This window comes from Streptomyces clavuligerus, assembly GCF_005519465.1.
GTDB classification, from domain to species: Bacteria; Actinomycetota; Actinomycetes; order Streptomycetales; family Streptomycetaceae; genus Streptomyces; species Streptomyces clavuligerus.
This window is the reverse complement of sequence record NZ_CP027858.1, coordinates 1,918,644-1,938,637: the sequence shown is the minus strand read 5'-3', so window position 1 is coordinate 1,938,637 and position 19,994 is coordinate 1,918,644. Positions and strand designations below refer to the sequence as shown.

At 74.5% G+C, this 19,994-nt stretch carries 13 protein-coding genes and 1 pseudogene; 7 read left to right on the top strand and 7 right to left on the bottom strand.

The features are described from left to right. Positions 1 to 1,897: 1,897 nt before the first annotated feature. A pseudogene (locus CRV15_RS37855) lies at positions 1,898 to 2,521 on the bottom strand (hypothetical protein); the annotation flags it as partial. Between the two features lie 174 nt (positions 2,522 to 2,695). Between CRV15_RS37855 and CRV15_RS07680 the strand changes: the two are divergent. Then, positions 2,696 to 3,565, top strand: coding sequence for a nuclease-related domain-containing protein (locus tag CRV15_RS07680; protein WP_003961810.1), 870 nt, complete (start codon positions 2,696 to 2,698; stop codon positions 3,563 to 3,565). Between the two features lie 99 nt (positions 3,566 to 3,664). On the opposite strand, the gene CRV15_RS07675 is transcribed toward CRV15_RS07680, so the two are convergent. Together CRV15_RS07675 and ligD are read right to left on the bottom strand one after the other, a co-directional pair. Further along, positions 3,665 to 4,588 (bottom strand): ATP-dependent DNA ligase, encoded by a 924-nt coding sequence (locus CRV15_RS07675; protein ID WP_003952537.1) that lies wholly within the window; start codon positions 4,586 to 4,588, stop codon positions 3,665 to 3,667. Beyond that, on the bottom strand, positions 4,585 to 5,475 hold the full coding sequence (gene ligD / locus CRV15_RS07670) for a non-homologous end-joining DNA ligase (protein WP_003952536.1): 891 nt from the start codon (positions 5,473 to 5,475) through the stop codon (positions 4,585 to 4,587). The genes CRV15_RS07675 and ligD overlap by 4 nt, the downstream gene beginning before the upstream one ends. Positions 5,476 to 5,524: 49 nt before the next feature. Here ligD and ku point away from each other — a divergent pair, with 49 nt between their 5' ends. Continuing rightward, positions 5,525 to 6,607 (top strand): non-homologous end joining protein Ku, encoded by a 1,083-nt coding sequence (ku, locus tag CRV15_RS07665; RefSeq protein WP_003952535.1) that lies wholly within the window; start codon positions 5,525 to 5,527, stop codon positions 6,605 to 6,607. Positions 6,608 to 7,531: 924 nt separating this feature from the next. Beyond that, positions 7,532 to 8,713, top strand: coding sequence for a flavin-containing monooxygenase (locus CRV15_RS07660; protein WP_003952534.1), 1,182 nt, complete (start codon positions 7,532 to 7,534; stop codon positions 8,711 to 8,713). Here the strand turns inward: CRV15_RS07660 and CRV15_RS07655 are convergent. After that, positions 8,655 to 9,296, bottom strand: a complete 642-nt coding sequence (locus CRV15_RS07655; RefSeq protein ID WP_009997517.1) for a hypothetical protein — start codon at positions 9,294 to 9,296, stop codon at positions 8,655 to 8,657. The genes CRV15_RS07660 and CRV15_RS07655 overlap by 59 nt on opposite strands. Positions 9,297 to 10,615: 1,319 nt before the next feature. Between CRV15_RS07655 and CRV15_RS07650 the strand changes: the two genes are divergently transcribed. The 4 genes from CRV15_RS07650 (at position 10,616) to CRV15_RS07635 (ending at position 14,553) form a co-directional block, all read left to right on the top strand. Continuing rightward, a complete protein-coding gene (locus tag CRV15_RS07650; RefSeq protein WP_003961814.1) occupies positions 10,616 to 11,182 on the top strand; it encodes a sigma-70 family RNA polymerase sigma factor in 567 nt (188 codons plus the stop codon). Further along, complete coding sequence (locus CRV15_RS37375; RefSeq protein WP_003961815.1) at positions 11,179 to 11,904, top strand: anti-sigma factor family protein; 726 nt, start codon at positions 11,179 to 11,181, stop codon at positions 11,902 to 11,904. Before CRV15_RS07650 ends, CRV15_RS37375 begins: the two co-directional genes overlap by 4 nt. 124 nt (positions 11,905 to 12,028) lie before the next feature. Continuing rightward, positions 12,029 to 12,841 (top strand): response regulator transcription factor, encoded by an 813-nt coding sequence (locus CRV15_RS07640; protein WP_003952530.1) that lies wholly within the window; start codon positions 12,029 to 12,031, stop codon positions 12,839 to 12,841. Continuing rightward, positions 12,838 to 14,553, top strand: coding sequence for a sensor histidine kinase (locus tag CRV15_RS07635; RefSeq protein ID WP_003961816.1), 1,716 nt, complete (start codon positions 12,838 to 12,840; stop codon positions 14,551 to 14,553). The genes CRV15_RS07640 and CRV15_RS07635 overlap by 4 nt, the downstream gene beginning before the upstream one ends. Here CRV15_RS07635 and CRV15_RS07630 read toward each other — a convergent pair. From CRV15_RS07630 to mrdA, 3 genes are all read right to left on the bottom strand, one after another. Continuing rightward, positions 14,550 to 15,155 (bottom strand): sigma-70 family RNA polymerase sigma factor, encoded by a 606-nt coding sequence (locus CRV15_RS07630; RefSeq protein WP_003952528.1) that lies wholly within the window; start codon positions 15,153 to 15,155, stop codon positions 14,550 to 14,552. The two genes, CRV15_RS07635 and CRV15_RS07630, sit on opposite strands and share 4 nt — an antisense overlap. Before the next feature lie 792 nt (positions 15,156 to 15,947). Next, positions 15,948 to 17,129 (bottom strand): cytochrome P450, encoded by a 1,182-nt coding sequence (locus tag CRV15_RS07625; RefSeq protein ID WP_003952527.1) that lies wholly within the window; start codon positions 17,127 to 17,129, stop codon positions 15,948 to 15,950. A 195-nt stretch (positions 17,130 to 17,324) separates the two neighbouring features. Next, a complete protein-coding gene (gene mrdA, locus CRV15_RS07620) occupies positions 17,325 to 19,478 on the bottom strand; it encodes a penicillin-binding protein 2 (protein WP_003961818.1) in 2,154 nt (717 codons plus the stop codon). Positions 19,479 to 19,994 lie beyond the last annotated feature (516 nt).

Sequence of the window (19,994 nt, the reverse complement as noted above, 5' to 3'; positions counted from 1 at the left end):
GGTCCGAGGAGTCCAGTGCCAGCCGCAGCTCGGGCACCGCCTCCCGGGCGACCGGGCCCATCGAGCCCAGCACCCCGGCGGCGGCCCGCCGCGCCCCGGTGTCGGACGCCAGCGTCGTCCGCAGCAGCGGCAGCACCGCGCCCGCTTCCCGCTCCACCGCCCATAAGGCCGCCGCCGCCTTCACCGCGAACGCGCCGGTGTGCCCGCCCGTCCGCGCGGAACGGGCCAGCAGCCCGCGCAGATCCGGCGCGGCCTCCCGGGCGGCGGGCCCGAACGACGTCAGCGCACCGAGCACCAGCTCCACCACCCACTCCCCGCGGTACTCCGGGGCGCCCCGCAGCACCCGCAGCACCTCGGGCAGGGCCTCGCCCGCCCGCAGCGCCGTCAGCCCGTAGAGCAGCGGGCCCGCCGCGTCGTAGAGCCGGTCGTCCAGCTCGGTCTCCGCCAGCCGGGCGCGCAGGGCCGGGACCAGCGGGGCCGCCGCCGGGCCCAGATGGTCCAGCACATAGCCGAGGTCGTGCGGGGCCTGCGGCAGCTCCAGAATCCGGGCCAGCACCGGCACCGCCCGCGCGTCACCCGTGCGCGCCAGCGCGGCCACCGCCCCGCCGAGCGTCCGCGGGCCGCTCGCCCACTCCTGCACCCAGCAGCCCGGGTCGGCGGCCACGAAGTCCGCCAGCGCGTCCGCCGCCGGGGCGGCCAGGCCGAACAGCTCACCGAGCGCCGCGGCCGCCGCGTCCGCCAGCCGCGGCTCCTTGTCGGCGAGCTGCTCCCCGATCAGCGTCACCAGCTCCGCGTACTCGCCGCGCCGGGTCCGCAGCAGCGCGCTGCTCATCCGTACCCCGTCGATCCGCTGCCCGGGGTCGGGGCTGCACAACTGGTCCGTCAGCAGCGCGGTCCGCTCCGCGACCCGGTCGCCGAGTCCGGAGTGGAGCGTGCGCAGCAGATCGCCCGTCCACAGGGCGTGCCGACCGGTGTCGTCGGACTCGCGCTCCCAGGGCTGTTCCGGCGCCGGGGACCCGGCGGGCACGGGCCGTGCTCCGGCGGGGCGTGCCTCCGGTGGCCCCGAAGCCCCGGGGGGCGGTGCGGCGCGGGGCCCGTCCGGGTACGGACCGGCGGGCTCGGCCCGCAGCTCCCGCAGCAGGCCCACCACCCCGGGCACCACATCGGCGGGCAGCGCGTGCGGGGCGCACCGGGCGAGCTGGGCGAGGGCGGAGAGGCGCAGCCCGGCGTCGTGCGGCCGCCGCGGATCCGCGGGGTCCGGACACTCCCCTCCGGCGGGCTCCGGGGGCTCCGTGCCCGGGAACCCGGTGCTCCGCCCCCCGCCCCCGGGTCTGTTTTCCGCCGTTTTTCCCGACGGCCCCTCCGGGTCCCTCTCCGCGAGCCCGTCCGGCGGGTCCCCGTCCGTTCCCCGGACGGGGTCCGCCGCCGGGTCATCTCCGCGCGTTGAATCGTGCGACGAGCCGGGTGCGGAGCGGGCTGCGGGGGCGGTGGAGCCGTCCCGGGGGCCGGGGGGCGACGGCAGTCCGTTGAGCGTCGGACGGGCGGCCGGAGGGGTGCCCGGGGGCCCGTCGGGCGGCACCGCCCCGCCGGGGAACACCGGCCCGTCCGGCGGAACGGGGTCGTCCCACGGGCCGGGGAACTCTACCCGGCCGGGGGCGGGCCAGGGGTCCGGCCTGCCGAAGCCGTCCGCCCAGGGGACCTCCGGCCCCGGGCCGTCCACCCCGAAGCCGTCCGTGCCCCAGACCTCGGTCCCCCAGACCTCCGTGTCGAAGTCGGACCCGTGGTCGGCCGGGTGAGGGGGGTCGTCCCACGGGTCCCGGCGGAGCGAGTGGCGGCGGACCACCGCGCCCCCGTGCTCCGGACCGGCCGCGCGTCTGGGCTCCGCCGGGGTCCCCGCCCCGGCCCCGTACCGCACCCGGGCCAGCTCCACCAGCCAGTCCACCACCTCGGCCGCCAGCCAGGAGTGCCGCAGCGCGATCCGTCCCGCCGCCTCCACACAGGCGAACCGCACCTCGGGGTCCCGCTCGGCCTCCAGCCGCTCCCGCAGCAGCCGCAGCACCAGATCCGGCTCGCTGTGCAGCGTCGCCAGCGCCAGCGGCACGGTGAGCCGCACCCCCCGGTCCGGGGAGTCGATCAGCGCCAGGAAGACGTCCGAGCCCGCCGTCACCGCCGACGCCGCCATCGCGTAGTTGGCCGCGAACTCGAACTCCTCGTCCTCCGGGTCCAGTTCGTCGTCGCCGTCCAGATCGATCCCGCCGATGCTGGTCAGCAACTCGACGATGCCGCCCCGGTCCTGGACGGCGGGGTCGGCCACCAGCTCCAGCAGGAACGGTATGCACGCCAGCGTGGAGTCGTAGACGTCCCCCTGGTGGTGCACCGCGCCGTACATCCCGTCGAGGGCGGCCTCACGCTCCACCGGGTCGCCGGAGGCCAGCCCGCGCAGCAGCTCAGGAACGTCGTCCGCCGGTCCGTACGCATGCCCCAGCGCGGCCCAGTCGACCTCGTCGATTCCCCCGAACACGCCGCCCCCTCCCGAGAATCGTGCGGCATCCTTCCACGCCCGGAACCATGCGCCGGCACCGCGCGCTTGGGGAGAGTGTGCACCACCGCCCGGACATCGCGGGGATATTGCCCGGAAGCCCTCGGGCCTGTTCCCATGGTCGGGTGTGCAGGGCTGTGAGCGGGGCGTGACGGCATGACGCGACTGAGGGTCGTACCAGCGCGGGGAGAAAGCGGTTTCCGGCTGTATGTGAGCCTGCCGGACGGGCGCCATGTCGCGTGGTACGACCACGAGGACACCGGGGCCGACGGCCGCGCGGCCGGTGGTGCCGGGACCCGGAGCGGTGGCGACAGTGGCCGAATCTGTTTGGTGCATGAGCGTCTTCGACAGGAGGTGCTCGCCGCGCTCGCCCCCTACATCACGGGCGGGGTGACGGTGGGGCCGCCGCCCGTGCCGACCGCCGCCGACCTCGCCCGGCTCGCGCTCCACCCGGACGACGACCTCGCGCCCAACCGCCCCGGCGAGGCGCTGCACGGCGCGCTCGACCGAGGGCCCGGCGCGGGCAGGGCCCCCGGGCCGCGCGTGCGCCGCGCCGCGCTCGCCCGGCTCGCGGCCGAGGAGGCCGTGGGCGGTGCGCTGGACCTGCTGGACGGGGCCGGCTGGCGGATTCTCCACTCGGTGCCGCTGCCCGGCGCCGACCGGGTGGACCATCTCGCCGTCGGACCCGGCGGGGTGCTCGCCGTGCACACCCTCGCCGCCCGCGGCCGCCGGGTGCGGATCGCGGGTCTGGCCGTCCGGACCGGCCGCGCCGGGCCCGAACCGCTGCTCCGCCGCACCCTGCGCCGCGCCGAGCGGGCCTCCCACGCCCTCGCGACGGGGGTGCGCCCGGTCCTCGCCGTCGTCGGCGCCTCCCGGCTGGAGGTCCTGGGCGCCCCCGAGGAGTTACGGATCGTGACACCGCCGGACCTCGGCGCACTGGCCCGCCTCGGCCCGGTGCACAAACCCGCCGATGTCGAGACCCTGTTCGCCCTCGCCCGCGACCGCCGCACCTGGCTGCGCACCTGACGGCGGAGGACGGCGGAGGACATCGGCGGCTGCCTCGGGCCTCGGTCCGCCGCACCGGGCGCCGATGTCTCCCGCACCCGACGAGCCCCCGCCGCCGGGTCAGTCGTTCGTCCGCACGCGCACGAACCGCGCGGTCCCATGGCGTCCCGGCGCCTCCCGGAGCTCCACCGGCAGCGGCTCGGTGAGCAGCCGGGCGCGGCCCAGGCCGGGGCGGTCGGCGAGCCGGCCCAGCCGGTGGGCCGTCAGCTCCGCGAGGTCCCGCGCGTGGACGGCGGTCAGCGCCGCCACCCGGACCTCCCGCCCGTCGGCGAGCCGTACCAGCAGGGCGCGGGGGCGCCGTTCGGGGCCGAAGAGGCCCAGCAGGGTGCCGTCCACCGTGTCGGTGTGGCGGATCTTCTGCCAGGCCCAGGTGGGGCCCGCCCGGTACGCGGAGTCCAGGGACTTCGCCACGATCCCCTCGACGCCCTTGTCCCGCAGCCCGTCGAACCACAGCCGGGCCGTCCCCTCGTCCCTCGTCGCGAGCACCCGCTGGAGCGGCGGCCCGGTCTCCCGCAGGGCCGCGCCGAGCAGTTCCCAGCGTTCGCGCAGGGGCAGCGGACGGACATCCCGGCCCGCCCCCGCGGCCTGCGCGGACCCGGCCGGCACGGCCAGGATGTCGAACGCGATGTAGTACACCGGCACCCCGGAGCGCTCCCGTTCCGCCCGTGGACGGAGCAGTTCGGCGAAGCCGATCCGCCCGTCCCGGTACGCGCACAGCTCGCCGTCGAGCACGAGCCCCGGCGGCAGCCCCTCCCCGAGCCGGCGGGCGAGAACGGGGAACTCCGGCGCCAGTGCCCGCCCCGAGCGCGACTGGAGGAAGACCTCCCCGCCGTCGCCGACGAAGGCGAGCGCCCGGAAGCCGTCCAGCTTGATCGAGTACTGCACCCCTCCCGGCAGCCCGTCCGGCCCGGGGAGCTCCTCCGCGCGCCGGGGCCGCATCACTCCGAGCGGCGGACGCAGCGGCGCCGGGCCGGAGCCGGTCACGGCAGCGGGGGCCGGTCCCGGCCCGGGTCGGTGAGCGGGGCGAGCAGCTCCCCGTGCCGTGCGAGACGGCCGGCGATGTCGTCCGGGAGGAAGACCAGCCCCTCGCCGCCCCGGGCCGCGGACTCCACCTCGTCCCAGGTCACGGGGGTCGAGACGGTCGGCAGCGCCCGTGCCCTGAGCGTGTACGGCGTGGCCGTGGTCTTGGCGGCGGCGTTCTGGCTGTGGTCGACGAAGACCTTCCCCGGCCGCAGCGCCCGTTTCATCCGGTGCAGCACCAGCTCCGGCAGTCCGGCCTCGCCCGCGAGGGCGAGTCCCTTCGCGTACGCCGACACCGCCGCCGACGGCGTGGGCGCGATCGGGACCAGCAGATGCAGCCCCTTGGCCCCCGAGGTCTTCGCGTACGCGTCGAGCCCGTCGGCCGCCAGCCGCTCCCGCAGCCACAGGGCCACCGCGCAGCACTCGGGGAGCCCGGCGGGCTCGCCGGGGTCGAGGTCGAGGACGAGCCGGTCGGCGACGCCGGGTTCCGCGGCCGTCCACTGCGGGGTGTGGAACTCGACCACCAGGTTCGCCGCCCACATCAGCGGGGCGAGCCCGTCGAGGACGACCTGCCGGGCGCCCGGGTCGTCCGTGTGCGGCACGGGAACGGTCCGTACCCACGACGGAGTACCGGGCGGCGGGTTCTTGGTGAAGAAGAGCGCTCCCGCCGGGCCGTCCGGATAGCGGAGGAAGGAGACGGGCCGCTCCCGCAGATGCGGCAGGATCGCCCCGGCGACGGTGGCGTAGTAGTGCAGGATCTCGCCCTTGGTGGTCCCGGAGGCGGGGTGGATGACCTTGTCGAGATTGCTGAGCGGCACCCGTCGCCCCGCCACCTCTGTGATCGGCGTCATACGATAAGAGTTCCATGAAAGCCGCATTCCAGGGCGAGGTGGTCACACGGTGCGATCCATTTGGAACGGGGCGATCTCCTTCGGCCTGGTCAGCATCCCGATCAAGCTGGTGAACGCCACCGAGAGCCACTCGATCTCCTTCCGGCAGATCCATACCGCCGACGGCGGCCGGATTCGCTACCGGAAGGTCTGCGAGCTGGACGAGAAGGAGGTCCCGGCGGCGGAGATCGGCAAGGGGTACGAGGAGGCCGACGGCTCGATCGTCCCGATCACGGACGAGGATCTGGCCCGGCTGCCGCTGCCGACGGCGAAGACGATCGAGATCGTGGCCTTCGTCCCGGCTTCGGAGATCGACCCGCTCCAGATGGACGCGGCCTACTACCTCTCGGCGGACGGCGTCCCGGCGGCCAAGCCGTACACGCTGCTGCGCGAGGCGCTGAAGCGGAGCCGGAAGGTGGCGCTGGCGAAGTACGCGCTGCGGGGGCGGGAACGGCTGGGGATGCTCCGGGTCGTGGACGATGTGATCGCCATGCACGGGCTGCTCTGGCCGGACGAGATCCGCCGCCCCGAGGGGGTGGCCCCGCAGACCGAGGTGACGGTGCGTGACGCGGAACTGGATCTCGCGGACGCGCTGATGGACACCCTCGGCGAGGTCGACATGGACTCGCTGCACGACGACTACCGGGAGGCCGTCGAGGCCATGATCGCCGCGAAGTCCGATGGCGGGGCCGCCCTGCCCGGGGCGGAGGGCGACGAGGGGCGGGGCGGCCAGGTCATCGATCTCATGGCCGCGCTGGAGAACAGCGTCAAGGCGGCGCGCAAGGCCCGGTCCGGGGGTGCGGAGGGCGAGGAGCTGGCCGGGGTCACCCGGCTGGAGACGCGGAAGCGGGCCCCGGCGCGGAAGGCTCCGACGGGTAGGGCTCCGGCGGGGAAGCCCGCCGCCCCGGCGCAGAAGACGGCGCAGAAGACGGCGAAGAAGGTGCCGACAGAGGTGGCGGCGAAGGCGGCGAAGAAGGCTTCGGCTCCGGCGAGGAAGTCCGCCGCGGCGAAGGGCACGGCCACGAAGGCGACGGCGGGCCGGAAGGCGGCCCCCGCGAAGAAGTCCGCCCCCCGCAAGCGCGCCTCCGCCTGAGACCGCGACGCGGGGGATCCGGCCGGTGCCGCGCCCGGCGGCCCCGGGCCCGGCGGGCGGAGTGGGAGAGCGCCGACGCCGACCGCGAGTCGTGGCTGACCCCGGTCCGCCGCGGTGGACGAGCGCCCCGCCCCGGCCGCCCGGCCGGTCGTGCCCGCGCCCGACCCGGCGCCGCCCCGCAGCGGCTCTGTGGGGGCCGGTGCCGGTCCCGCGTCGTGCTGTCCTGCGGCCCGGCGGCCTCGCGGCCCGGCGTCCGGCCCGCCCCGGCAGCCGTCCCGCCCGGCGCGGAGCCGTCCCGTGACGGTGCGACGAGGGCCTGTGTCGGTCCCGCGCACCGTTTGGCCCGCCCCCGTCGGCGCTCCGGTCCGGAGCGGGCCGTGCGGTGCCGGCGGTCGTGCACGGCCGCGCGGATTCCTTGGCGTCCCCGCACGTTCCTCGACCGCTTCGCCGCCGAGGAGGACCCTCCTGGTGCCCTGTCCGGACGAGGCCGCCCGGACGGACCGGGCGCCCGGTGCCGCGCCCGGTGGGCGGAGCGGGAGAGCGTTGACGCCGACCGCGAGTCGTGGCCGACCCGGTCCGCCGCGGTGGACGGCCGCCCGGCCGGTCGTGCCCGCGCCCCATCCGGCGCCGCCCCGCAGCGGCCCTGTGGGGGCCGGTGCCGGTCCCGCGCCGTGCTGTCCTGCGGCCCGGCGGCCTCGCGGCCCGGCGTCCGGCCCGCCCCGGCAGCGCCGTCCCGCCCGGCGCGGAGCCGTCCCGTGACGGGCGGAACGGCCGGTCGGGCCGGTGGCGCCGTTCGCCCGGTCCGGCCGGTCGCCGGGGCGGGCGGCGCGGTGGCGGCCGGTCCGTCGCGGCCCGTGGGGAACGAGACAGCGACCCCGGCGGTGGAGAAGGCGCGGCGGACAGGGCGGCGGCGGAGAGTCCACCATGAGCGGCATGGACACCGCGATCGTCATCGGAGGCGGCCAGGCAGGCTTAGGCACCGCCTTCGCCCTGCGCAACCAGGGCTTCTGCCCCGTCGTCCTGGAGGCGGGACCGGAGCCGGTGGGCTCCTGGCCCCACTACTACGACAGCCTCGTCGTCTTCACCCCCGCACGCTTCTTCTCCCTCCCCGGGATGCCCTTCCCCGGTGCCCCCGGCCACTTCCCGGCCCGGGACGAGGTCGTCGCCTATCTGCGGCAGTACGCCTCCCGGCTCGACTGCGAGATCCGTACCGGCGCCCGGGTGGTCTCCGTCGTCGCCGACCGGGACGGATATGCCGTCACCACGGCCGACGGCACCCGGCTGCACGGCGCCGTCGTCGTCGCGGCCAGCGGCTGCTTCGGCAACCCCCACCGGCCCGGGCTGCCGGGGCTCGCCGACTGGACCGGCAGGGTGCTGCACTCCTGCGAGTACCGCACACCCGAACCCTTCGCCGGACAGCGGGTCGTGGTGGTCGGCTCGGGGACCTCCGCCGTGCAGATCGCCGTGGAACTCTCCGGCGGCGCCCGCACCTCGATCGCGAGCCGCCGGCCGATCCGGTTCACCCGGCCGCGCGACTTCGACCCGCGGGAGTACGTCTGGCGGACGTTCGAGCAGATCGGGCGGATACCCGTCGGCCCGCTGCTGCCGTCCGCGGCCGTGTCGTTCTTCCGGGCCGTCCCCGACTCCAGCGGTGCCCAGCGGCGGGCCGTCGAGCAGGGCAGGCCGGATCGCAGGCCGCTGTTCTCCGGGGCCGAGGGCAGGGAGCTGATCTGGCCCGACGGCACCCGTGAGCAGGTGGACACCGTGGTGCTCTGCACGGGGTACCTGCCCGCGCTGGAGTATCTGCGCCCGCTCGGCGCGCTGACCCCCGACGGCCGCCCCCGGCAGCGCCACGGCCTCTCGACCAGCCACCCCGGCCTCGCCTACGTCGGCGTGGAGGGGCAGCACACCCTGCTCTCCGCCGCGCTGCACGGCGTGGGGACGGACGCCCGTCACATCGCCCGCGGGCTGCGCGCCCACATCGTCCGCGGGGAACCGGCCCTGCGCCGCCCGGCCGTCCGGGACGGGACGGCCGGACGGCCCCGGTTCAGCCCGCCGCCTGGGGACCCCGAGCCGTCCGTTCCTCGAACGCGAAGGTCGCGGTGATGGTGTCGAACACGTCGAAGAGCTGCTCGGCCAGCGGGAGGTTGGGGCTGAAACAGGTCACCACCATGGCGCGGGACGAGCCCGGCACCGGGATCACCGTGTGCATCACCAGGAGCTTGTAGCCGACTCCGTCGACGAGTTCGCTCTCCTCCACGCCCACCAGCCGCCCGACCTGCCCCACCGAGGGCAGGGTCCGGGTGGAGAAGGTCCGCGCGGTGCCCGCCCCGCGCCCCCGCTTCCCGGCGGCGCTGAACTGCTTCGCCAGCGTCTGCGCCGAGAAGTTCTCCCCGGGCGGAGGGGCCACGCTGAACACCATGACCCCGGCCATCAGCAGGCCGTCCTCGTACAGGCTCGTGGTCCCGGCGGCGTAGAGCGCCCCCCGCCGCCGTGCGCCCTCCAGGATTCTCCGCGCGTTGCGGAACGCCTCGTTGATCTGATCGCGTCCGTGCGGGTCGGGCACGGTCCGCAGCATGCTCGCCCGGAGCGGGGTGAGGGTGTCCCCGGAGAGGTCGTACTGCACCCAGCTGTCCGGGATGCCGATCGCGAAGGACCGGGGCGGGCCGGTTGTGTCGCTCCCGCTCATGTCTTCTTTCCGCTCCCTTCCCCCGTGCCCGCCCCGGGGTGTTCCCGGGCCTCCCGCTCCCGGCGCGGGGAGGAACCGGTACGGCTCCCGCCGCCGGTTCCGGTGGTTCCTGCACCTCCGGAACATGTGATTCCACTGCCATTGCAGGTGATGTGGGAGCGGCCCTCCCGCGTTTTCCGGTCGATTGCGGGACCTAAACGCGCCCATCGTGATCCGGCGGTCGCTGCTTCACATCCCGGTGCCTTGGTGTCCCTGAGATCCAGCATCCTTCCCAGGAGCATATGCATACGCTCCGCCTCATCCCCTGGGACGTCGATCTCGGCCATCGGCCCCTCCTGCGTGCGGCTGACGAAACGACGGGAGATCCCCCCGTCATGCCCCCCGCACGGATCACAAGCGTGGTTGGTTCAACGGGTTGATAGCGGAGATGTCCGGCGCGGCCGGGATTCCGGGACCGCGGAGAAGCAACTCGGTCGACGCGGAGCGGTGTTGTCGAAGTCCGCTCCCGCTCCGATGACCTTGTGTCTCCGTCTGGTCGTGGGAGGGGTCTTCGCGATATGTTCGACCGGCCGGAGCGCGCTGGCGCACATCCCTCGTCACATCGCCTTCCGGGGTATTCCACGGCGTCCCGCCGATCGGCCCGGGGCCCGGTTCCACCACGGTTTCCTCCGTGCGGGGCAGTGGATGCAAGAGAAATGAGCATGACAAAAAGGATGCCGCGGTGACCGTCCCCGGTACGGCCGGAAGCGCTCACCGCGCCCATGGCCACGCGGGCCGTGTATCCACCAATGCCCTGGCCACCGAACGGAGTCCGGCGGCATCGGCGCGACCTGTGCGGACGGCGATCGCCCCGCCTCCCGGCGGTCCGCGCCACGCCGATTGGGCGGTATAAGGAACAGTCCGGTTCGCGCCCGGCGGCCGCGCCGGAAGAAAGGCGGCCCGATCGCCGTTCCCCCGTCCGCGCCATCGAATTCCCCGGCAATCCCGCCGACCGTCCGAGCGTTCCGGCGCGCTTTTTGTGAACGATCACCCGAGAACGGTCGGACGAGGCCGGGGCGGATGTCCTTCCAGAGGTTCGGCGAAGAGTGTCCCGGTCGTCCGGAAAAGGTTTTCCGGAATGCTTATCCGTAGCGCACTTCCGGCAGTCGGCCCGCCTGTGCGCCGGAATTCCGGGGCCGTCGGGAGGGACGCCAACCGGCCAGTCCCCGCCTTTTGGCCGCCGTTCCCGGCCCCGGCCTCCCCCGCAGCCGCCCCATTGAACCAACCCCGCCCCGGGCCCGTGTTCAGCGCGTCGGACCTGCACAGGACGGAGTGAGTGGATGGCGGCACTGTGGTCCCGCTCTCGGCAGAAGACCAGCGACGACGTACTGATCCGCGCCCTGTACGAGGAGCACGGACGAGCCCTGCTCGGCTACGCGCAACGGCTCACCGGTGACCTCGGCGCCGCCGAGGACATCGTCCAGGAGACCCTGATCCGGGCCTGGCGCCACCCCGAGTCCCTGGTCAACGGGAAGGGCTCGGTCCGGGGCTGGCTCCTCACCGTGGCCCGCAACATCGTCACCGACCGCTACCGGGCCAGGGCGGCCCGCCCCACCGAGGTCGCGGAGTCCCCCTCCAACGGCCCGGTGGAGCAGGACCACGCCGAGGCGGTCGTCGACTCGATGGTCGTGATGGAGGCGCTGGACCAGCTCTCGCCCGACCACCGGGAGGTCCTGAAGGAGATCTACTTCCAGGGGCGCACGGTCGCGGAGGCGGCACAGGCGCTCGGCATCCCCGCGGGTACGGTCAAGTCCCGTTCGCACTACGCCCTGAAGGCCCTCAGAGAGCTGTACACGGAGAAACCCAGGACAGCGAGGCTGACCGTGGTGAAGGGAGCGGTGGCATGAGCACCCAGCGGCACGACGGCGGACTGCTCGGCGCCTATGTGCTCGGCGTACTCGACACGGACGAGTCCCGCGCCGTCGAGGACCATCTGGCGGGCTGCACCCGGTGCCGTGAGGAGACCAGGGCCCTGCGGGAGCTGGAGACGTCCCTCGGCGAGGTGCCGCCCGAGATCTTCCTCGACGGCCCGCCCCAGGGCGGCGATCTGATGCTCCAGCGCACCCTGCGCCAGGCGCGCCAGGAGCGGCGCGGAGCCGAGTGGCGGCGGCGCTCCGCCCTCGCCGCCGTCGCCGTGGTGGCCGCCGCGGCCGTCCTGGGCGCGGGCGTGGCGATCGGCCGCACGACGGCGGGCGGCGACGGGGCCCCGCCCGTCGCGGTCCCCACGGTGACCGTGACACCCACCCCGCCCGCGCCCCCGCCCGGCGTCGTCCTCGCCTCGGCGCGCGACACCGGCACCGGGGCCCATATGGCGGTCCGGATGACCCCCGCCCACCAGTGGGTCCGGGTGAACGTCGCCGTCACCGGCGTCCCCGCCGGAGAGCTGTGCCGACTGATCGTCGTGACGAAGGACGGCGAGCGGCGGGTGGCCGGAGGCTGGCGGGTCGGCAGCGCCGAGAAGGGCGCGAATCTCGACGGGTCCGCCGCCGTCGCGCGCGAGGACGTGGCCGCCGTCGTCGTGGAGAACGAGGCCGGGAAGAGCTATGTGACCACCCCGATCCGCGTCTGACCCGCCCGTTCCCGCCCCCGCTCCGGCCCGCGCGCTCCGCCCGTGACGGCCGACCGATCAATTGACGCCACGTCGGCCGGGAAGCGGCGCCGGTGCCTACAAGGAGACAGGACACGATGGTTTGATGACCCGGATGGCCCCCGAGACCCCGCATGGACCACCCGCCGTCTCCCCCTCCCCCCGGCGGGACCCGGGCACGCGCGTCGGCGCCCCCGCCCCGGCCGGACTCTCCCGGCCGGACGGCACCCCGCTGCGGCTGCTCGTGGTGGACGACGAGGCCCCGCTGGCCGAACTGCTCTCGATGGCCCTGAGATACGAGGGCTGGGAGGTGCGCTCCGCGGGGGACGGGAGCACCGCCGTCCGCACCGCGCGGGAGTTCCGGCCGGACGCGGTGGTGCTCGACGTCATGCTCCCCGACATGGACGGACTGACGGTCCTCGCCCGGCTGCGGCGCGAACGGCCCGAGGTGCCCGTCCTCTTCCTCACCGCGCGGGACGCCGTCGAGGACCGTATCGCCGGACTCACCGCGGGCGGCGACGACTACGTCACCAAACCCTTCTCCCTGGAGGAGGTCGTCGTCCGGCTGCGCGGACTGCTGCGCCGCTCCGGAGCTGTGTCGGCCCGCCCCGACACCGTGCTCGTCGTCGGGGACCTCACTCTCGACGAGGAGAGTCACGAGGTCAGCAGGGGCGGCCAGGCCATCCGTCTGACGGCAACCGAGTTCGAGCTGCTGCGCTGCCTGATGCGCAGCCCGCGCCGCGTCCTGAGCAAGGCGCAGATCCTCGACCGGGTCTGGTCGTACGACTTCGGCGGCCAGGCCAACGTCGTCGAGATCTATATCTCCTATCTCCGCCGCAAGATCGACGCGGGCCGCGCCCCGATGATCCACACCCGGCGCGGCGCGGGCTATCTGCTGATGCCCGCGGAGGGGACATGAGACGGAGGTGGGCCGGGTGGTCGCTGCGCACCCGGCTCGTCGCCCTCACCGTCGTCCTGCTGACGCTGGTGCTCACCGCGATCCCGCTGATCACCGGGCTCGTGGTCGAGGCGTCCCTCCACGCCGAACTCGACGACCGGGTGAACAAGCTCGCCGTCGTGCTGCGGGCGGAGGACGAGCGGCGGCAGCGCCACCGGGGCACGGACCCGACCCGGTGCCCGGCCGGCGGCTCCGGACGGGACGGACTCGGCTTCATCCGGAGCGCGGGCACCCTCTTCGGTACCGTCGGGGTCGAGACGCGCGACGGTGAGGTCATCGACGGCGCCGTCCTCGACCGCGCCAGGGAAGGGCTGCGACCGCTGACCGGCGAGCAGTCCGCCGCCGTCGCGGACATGCCCCCGGACCGCGGGCCCCGCACCCGTACCGTCCCCGGGCTGGGCGACTACCGGCTGATCGCCCACCGCGCCCACGGGGGCGAGGTGATGATCACCGGGCTGCCGATGGGCGAGGTCGAGAACACGGTGAGCCGGTTCCTCACCGTCCACGCCGGGGTCTCGGTCGGCGGGATCGTCCTCGTCGGCCTCGCCGCCGCGGCGGCCGTCTCACTGACCCTCCGGCCGCTGCGGAGGATCGCCCAGACCGCCACCCGGGTCTCCGAACAGACCCTGCACAAGGGCGAGGTGGCCGAGTTGGAACGGGTACCGGAGGGCGACACCCGCCCCGGGACCGAGGCCGGCCAGGTCGGGGCCGCGCTGAACCGGCTGCTCGACCATGTCGGGGCCGCGCTGTCGGCCCGGCACGCCAGCGAGACACGGGTGCGGCAGTTCGTCGCCGACGCCAGCCATGAGCTGCGGACACCGCTCGCCTCCATCCGGGGGTACGCGGAGCTGACCCGCCGGAGCGGCGAACGGCCCCCGCCGCGCACCGCGCACGCGCTGCGCCGTGTGGAGTCCGAGGCCGACCGGATGACCTCCCTGGTCGAGGATCTGCTGCTGCTCGCCCGGCTGGACTCCGGCCGTCCGCTGGCACCCGCGCCCGTGGAGCTGTCGGCGCTCGTCATCGACGCCGTCAGCGACGCCAGGGCGGTGGGTCCCGAGCACCGCTGGCGGCTCGAACTCCCCGATGAGCCCGTGCGGGTGGAGGCGGACCCGGACCGGCTGCTCCAGATCCTCGTCAACCTCCTCGCCAACGCCCGCGCGCACACCCCGGCCGGAACCACCGTCACCGTCTCCGTCCACGAGGAACGAGGGGGACACCCGGCGCACGGGCCGGGCGGGGAGCCCGTGGGACGGGGGGAGCGCGCGGGCGGGGACGCGGTGGTCATCACCGTCCGCGACGACGGCCCCGGCATCCCGCCGGAGCTGCTGCCGCAGGTCTTCGAGCGCTTCGCCAAGGGGGAGTCCTCCCGCTCCCGGGTCGCCGGAAGCAGTGGTCTCGGGCTCGCCATCGTCCGGGCCCTGGTGCTCGCGCACGACGGCACCGTCGACGTCAGCAGCGCGCCCGGCCGCACGGCCTTCGTGGTGCGGCTGCCGTACGAGACCACCGACACCACCGGCACCGCTGACACCGCCGAGCCCGCCGAGCCCGCCGGGACCGCCGGGGGCACGGGGAGCGCCGGGGGCGAGGCCCCGGAGCCGGGGGCGGAACAGGGGCCGCCGGGGACCCGGGCCACGGCGGTGGCGCCCGCGCGGGCGGGGACGGGGACGGCCTAGGCGGTCACGCCCCGCTTCTCCAGCTCCGCCCGCATGATCCGCAGCCCGTAGTGGAGCCGGGACTTGACCGTTCCGGGCGGTACACCGGTGCTGAGGGCGACCTCGTTGATGGTGCGCCGGTAGAGGTACACCTCGGTGATCACCCGCCGGTGGGCGCTGGTGAGCTTGGCCATGGCGTCCAGGACGACGATCCGCGACAGGATCTGACTGGTGCCGTCGGGGACCGTGAAGAAGCCGGGGTCGCCCTCCGTGACCTCGACCTCCTTGGGCCGGCAGGCCCGGCGCCTGCGGTCGTTGATGACGATCCGGCGGGCCACGGTCGCGAGCCACGGCAGCAGATTGCGGGTCTCGCCCTCCTGGCGGAGCTGGTGGACGTGGCGCCAGGCGCGGAGGAACGTCTCCTGCACCACGTCCTCGGCCCAGTGGCGGTCCCCTCCGGTGAACCGCAGCACCAGTGACAGCAGCATCTTTCCGTAGATGGCGTGGACCTCCCGCAGGGTCTCGTGGCAGCTCTCCGCCCGGACCGGGTGGCCACAGCCGTGCGGCCGGTCGAGGGCGGCGGCACCGGCGGTGTCCGGGGTTCTCTCGCGCAGGGCAATCACGGCCGTTTCCCTTCAGCCTCGCCGCCCCACACCACAGGGACGGATGCGGAGAGAAGCGGCTGCGTCATGGATTCATGCGTCGTACGACTGCTGCACCGGTGAATGCGAAATGCATTTTCGCCATTCTTTGAGCTGGTCACAGCGCCCCCTGTTTCCCTCGACCTGACATGGGTAATTGTCGGTCCGGTCGCGGCAGAACGTAACAGCTCTACCGCCCCGCAAGGGCTTTCACAGGGAACTCACAGTGCTTTCGTATCGAATTCCAAGTGCCATGGAGCGGAGCCCCGCAGGGGACGGGCCGCACACTCATGGGCGGCCTGCTCGCGGACGCTCACCCCAGTCTGCCGCAGCCCCCTGGACCATCGCTGGAGGCGGAGGGGGTTTCGGTTGTGGCGCACTGGAGGCGCGTGGGAGTGAGCGCGCGCCCGGGGCGCGGCCGTTCGCTCCGGCGCACCCGGGGTCCGGGTGCGGCGGGAAAGGCGGAACCGGGCCCGTCCGGTGGTGCCGACAAGCGCCTTCGGCGCATTCGGCCGCGCGGTACGGCGTTCCGGAAAGCATCCGAGGAAAAGCGGAATGCGGGCAGCCCAAAACAATTCACCGTGCGCCCGCCGGAGACCGGGGAGCGGAGTGTGCCGCGCTCAGCGGAGTCCGTGCCCGTGACCGTTCCCGCGCGCCTCCCTTCCCGCCGTTCCCGCCGCCCTTGCTGTTCTCGCTGCCCTCGCCGTCCTCGCTGTTCTTGCCGTTCTGCCGACCGTCGCGGTCGTCACCGGGCCGGTTTCCGCGGCCCGGGGCTCACCAGCGCACCGGGAGCTCCCTCAGCCCGCACACCAGCCGGTCGCCGCGCCAGGCCAGCTCGTCCAGGTCGGCGACGGCGGGCCGCAGCCCCGGGAAGCGGCCGAGCAGCGTCCCGAGCGCCACCTCCAGCTCGATGCGGGCCAGCGCGGAGCCCAGACAGGCGTGCGCCCCATGGCCGAAGGCGACATGTCCGCCGGGCGGCCGGTGGATGTCGAAGCGGGCCGGGTCGGCGAAGCGGGCGGCGTCCCGGTTGGCGGCGTTGGGCAGCGGCATGACCCCGTCCCCCTCCCGGATGGTCACCCCGCCCAGCTCCAGATCGCCCCGGGCCACCATGATCAGGAAGAAGAGCCCCTGCGGCTGATACCGGAGGATCTCCTCGACGGTGCCGCGCAGCAGCCCGGGGTCCGCGCGCACCGCCGCGAGCTGCTCCGGGTGCTGGAAGAGCCGCCACATACCGGCGCTGATGGAGTTCACGGTCGTCTCGTAGCCGCCGATGATCACCGTCTGGGAGAGCCGGACCACCTCGTCGTCGGTGAGCCGGTCGCCGTTCTCGTCGGCCGTCAGCCAGCCGCTGACGACATCGTCGCCGGGTTCGGCCCGCCGGGCGGTCACCAGCTCGTGCAGATAGCCCTGGAGGGCGTCCCGGGCGTCGGCCACCTCCTGCTCGCTGATGCCGAGCAGGGTGACGATCCGGTCCGACCAGACGCCGAAGCGGGCCCGGTCCCCCTCCGGCACGGCGAACAGCTCGCAGATCACCGTGATCGGCAGCGGATACGCGAACGAGGAGACGAGGTCCGCCGGGGAGCCGGACCGCTCCATGGTGTCGAGGAGGCCGTCGGTGATCCCCTGGATGCGCTCCCGCAGCCGGGCGACCCTGCGCGGGGTGAACGGCCGGGCCGCCAGCCGCCGTACCGCGCCGTGCGCGGCCCCGTCGCTCTGGAGGGTCCGTACGCCGCCCCGGGCGCCGCCGATCACCCCCGCCGAGCCCACCTGCGGATCGTCCGCGCCCACCTGCCGGGAGAGCAGCGGATGGGTCAGCGCGGTGCGCACCTCCTCGTACCCGGTGACCAGCCAGACGGTGTCGCCGCTGGGCAGCCGCACCCGGGCCACGGGTTCCCGGGGCAGCGGGACGGGGCTCCCGGCGAAGGTGTGGCCGGGGTAGTCGGGGACCGTCTGCATCGAGCCTCCTTCGCCGCCCGCGCGCGGGTGCTCCGCCGGTAGCGCGGACTCCTTGCCCGCACCCACGGACCGGGGGCCCGGCCGGTTCACCCCGGCCGGGCCCCGCGAGGCCCGGACCTCAGACCCCGGACCTGAGCCCGGATCCCAGACCCCGGGCCCGGACCGTGTGCCGGATCGGCGCGTCCGCCCCGGCTCTCAGGGCTCGCGCCGCAGGGGCCGCTCCGCGGGCCCCTCGGCCCCGGGCCGGTACGCCCGGATCCTCGGCGCGTCGATGGAGCCGTCGGGCCGGATCGCGGGCAGCTTCCGCTGCGGGGTGGGGAGCAGCGCCCGGGAACGGTCGATGGTGCCGTCCTCCGCGACGCCGTACAGCGCGTTGTAGATCTTGCGGACGGCGGGGGCGGAGCCGCCGGAGCCCGTACCGCCCTGGGAGATCGTCAGAACGACCGCGTAGTCGTCGGTGTAGGTGGCGAACCACGAGGTGGTCTGCTTGCCGAAGACCTCGGCGGTGCTCGTCTTGGCCCGGATCGGGATCTGCTCCTGCGGCCAGCCGACGAACCGCCAGCCCGCCGTGCCCCGGGCGGTCGCGACCCCGGCCAGGGCCTGGTCCATCTTGTCGCGGGTCACCCGGTCCATGGGCAGCTTCCCGTGCGCCTTCGGCTCGATCTCCCGGATCTTCCGGCCGTCGGCGCTGACGACCGCCTTGCCCACGCTCGGCGTGTAGAGGGTGCCGCCGTTGGCGAGGGCCGCGTAGATCGTCGCCATCTGGATGGGGGTGGTGAGGGTGTCGCCCTGGCCGATGGAGTAGTTCACGGAGTCACCGGCGCGGACCTGGTTGCCCTGGCGGCAGTTCTCCCAGGAGAACTGCTCCAGCATGGTGCCGTCGCGCTTGCCGTGCTCGCACCAGGAGTCCTTGTTCGCCTCCCAGTACTCCTGCTTCCACCGGTGGTCGGGGACCCGGCCGGTGACCTCGTTCGGCAGGTCGACGCCGGTCGTCTTCCCGAGGCCGAACTGGTGGGCGGTCCTGTAGAACCAGTCCTTCGCGCCCTTCTTCGGGGTGAGGCCGCCGTCCTTGCGCCACTCCTCGTGGGCGAGGCGGTAGTACACGGTGTCGCAGGAGACCTCCAGGGCGCGGCCGAGGTCGATGGGGCCGTACGCCTTGGACTCGAAGTTCCCGAAGGACCGGCCGCCGATCGAGTACGAGCTGGAGCACTCGTACCGCCCGTCGAAGGGGTAGCCCGCGTTGACGGCGGCCACCGTCGGTATGACCTTGAAGATCGAGCCGGGGGCCGCCACGCCCTGGATCGCCCGGTTCAGCAGCGGGTGGTTGGAGTTCTCACCGGTGAGCTTCCGGTAGTCCTTGGCGGATATGCCGCCGACCCAGGCGTTGGGGTCGTAGGACGGATTGGACGCCATGGCGACGATGCGGCCCGTCCTCGCCTCCATCACGACGACCGCGCCGGAGTCGGCCTCGTAGTTCCTGCGGGTGTTGCGGTCCCAGTCCTTGCGGGCGGCCTTCATGGCCTCGTTCAGCTCGTACTCGGCGATCCGCTGCACCCGGGCGTCGATGCTGGTGATCAGGTTGGCGCCGGGGGTCGCGGGGGTGTCGCCGGAGCGGCCGATGACCCGGCCGAGATGGTCGACCTCGTATTCGGTGATGCCCGCCCTGCCGCGCAGGATGTCGTCGTACTGCCGCTCCAGACCGCTGCGCCCCACCTGGTCGGAGCGGAGGTAGGGGGAGTCGGACGTCTGCGCGGCCCGCAGTTCCTCGTCGGTGACGGGGGAGAGGTAGCCGAGTACCTGCGCGGTGTTGGCGCCGCCGGGGCCGGGGTAGCGGCGCACGGCGGTGGGCTCGGCGGTGATGCCGGGGAACTGCTCGGAGCGCTCGCGGATCTGGAGCGCCTGCCGGGCGGTGGCCTCGTCGGTGAGCGGGATGGGCTGGTACGGCGAGCCGTTCCAGCAGGGCCGGGGGGTCTTGCTGTCGCACAGCCGGACCTTGTCCATCAGCTCCCGCGCGGGCAGGCCGAGGACCCCGGCGAGCCGGGTCAGCACGGCCCTGCCCCGGTCCGGCGCCTTCAGCAGCTCGGTCCGGGAGGCGGAGACGACCAGCCGGGTCTCGTTGTCCGCGATCGGGGCCCCGCGCGCGTCGAGGATGGCGCCGCGCACGGCGGGCTGGACGACCCGCTGGACCCGGTTCCCCGACGCCTTCTCCGCGTACCGCTCGCCCTCCCGGATCTGGAGGTGCCAGAGCCGGCCGCCGAGGGTCAGCAGCAGGGAGACCACCAGTATCTGGACGACCACGAGCCGTATCCGGACCCTCGGAGTCCGGCCGGTCTCCGGGATATTGCTCATCTGCTGCCCCCTGCTGTGTGCCCTCGTCGCCCTCGGTGCCCCGGCCGGGCGCCCCCGCCGGTCCGGTCCGGCGTCCGGTCCGGCTTCCCGCCCGGCTGTCCGGCCGTCCGTCCCAGCGTACGGAAGTGACGGAGCCCACAGGGCCCGCCCTTCCGGTTCCCGGCGGCCCCGGCCCCCGCCGTCCTCCGGCTCCCCGGGGAAAGATGCGCCCGGGGCTCCGGCGGTTCTCCGGGATTCCCGGGAATCCCGGAGTCCTCCCGGGCCGGGCGGGGCGGCCCTCGGGACAGAGCCTAGGTGAGGGGCCGCGTTCCGCGTCGGCCGCTCCCCGGACACCCGCGATATCGCGCCATTCGCCGCTTCGTATCCTGTCCTGGGGGTCCTCTCGATTCCGCCTCCGCACGGCCCGCCGAGCCCCCCGGAGGACCGGTATTTTTCGCCCGCGGTGCAGGGCCGGGGGACCCGTTCGGCACCCGGGCCGTTCAACTAAGGTGCTTGTATGGTGCTTTCCACTCTGAC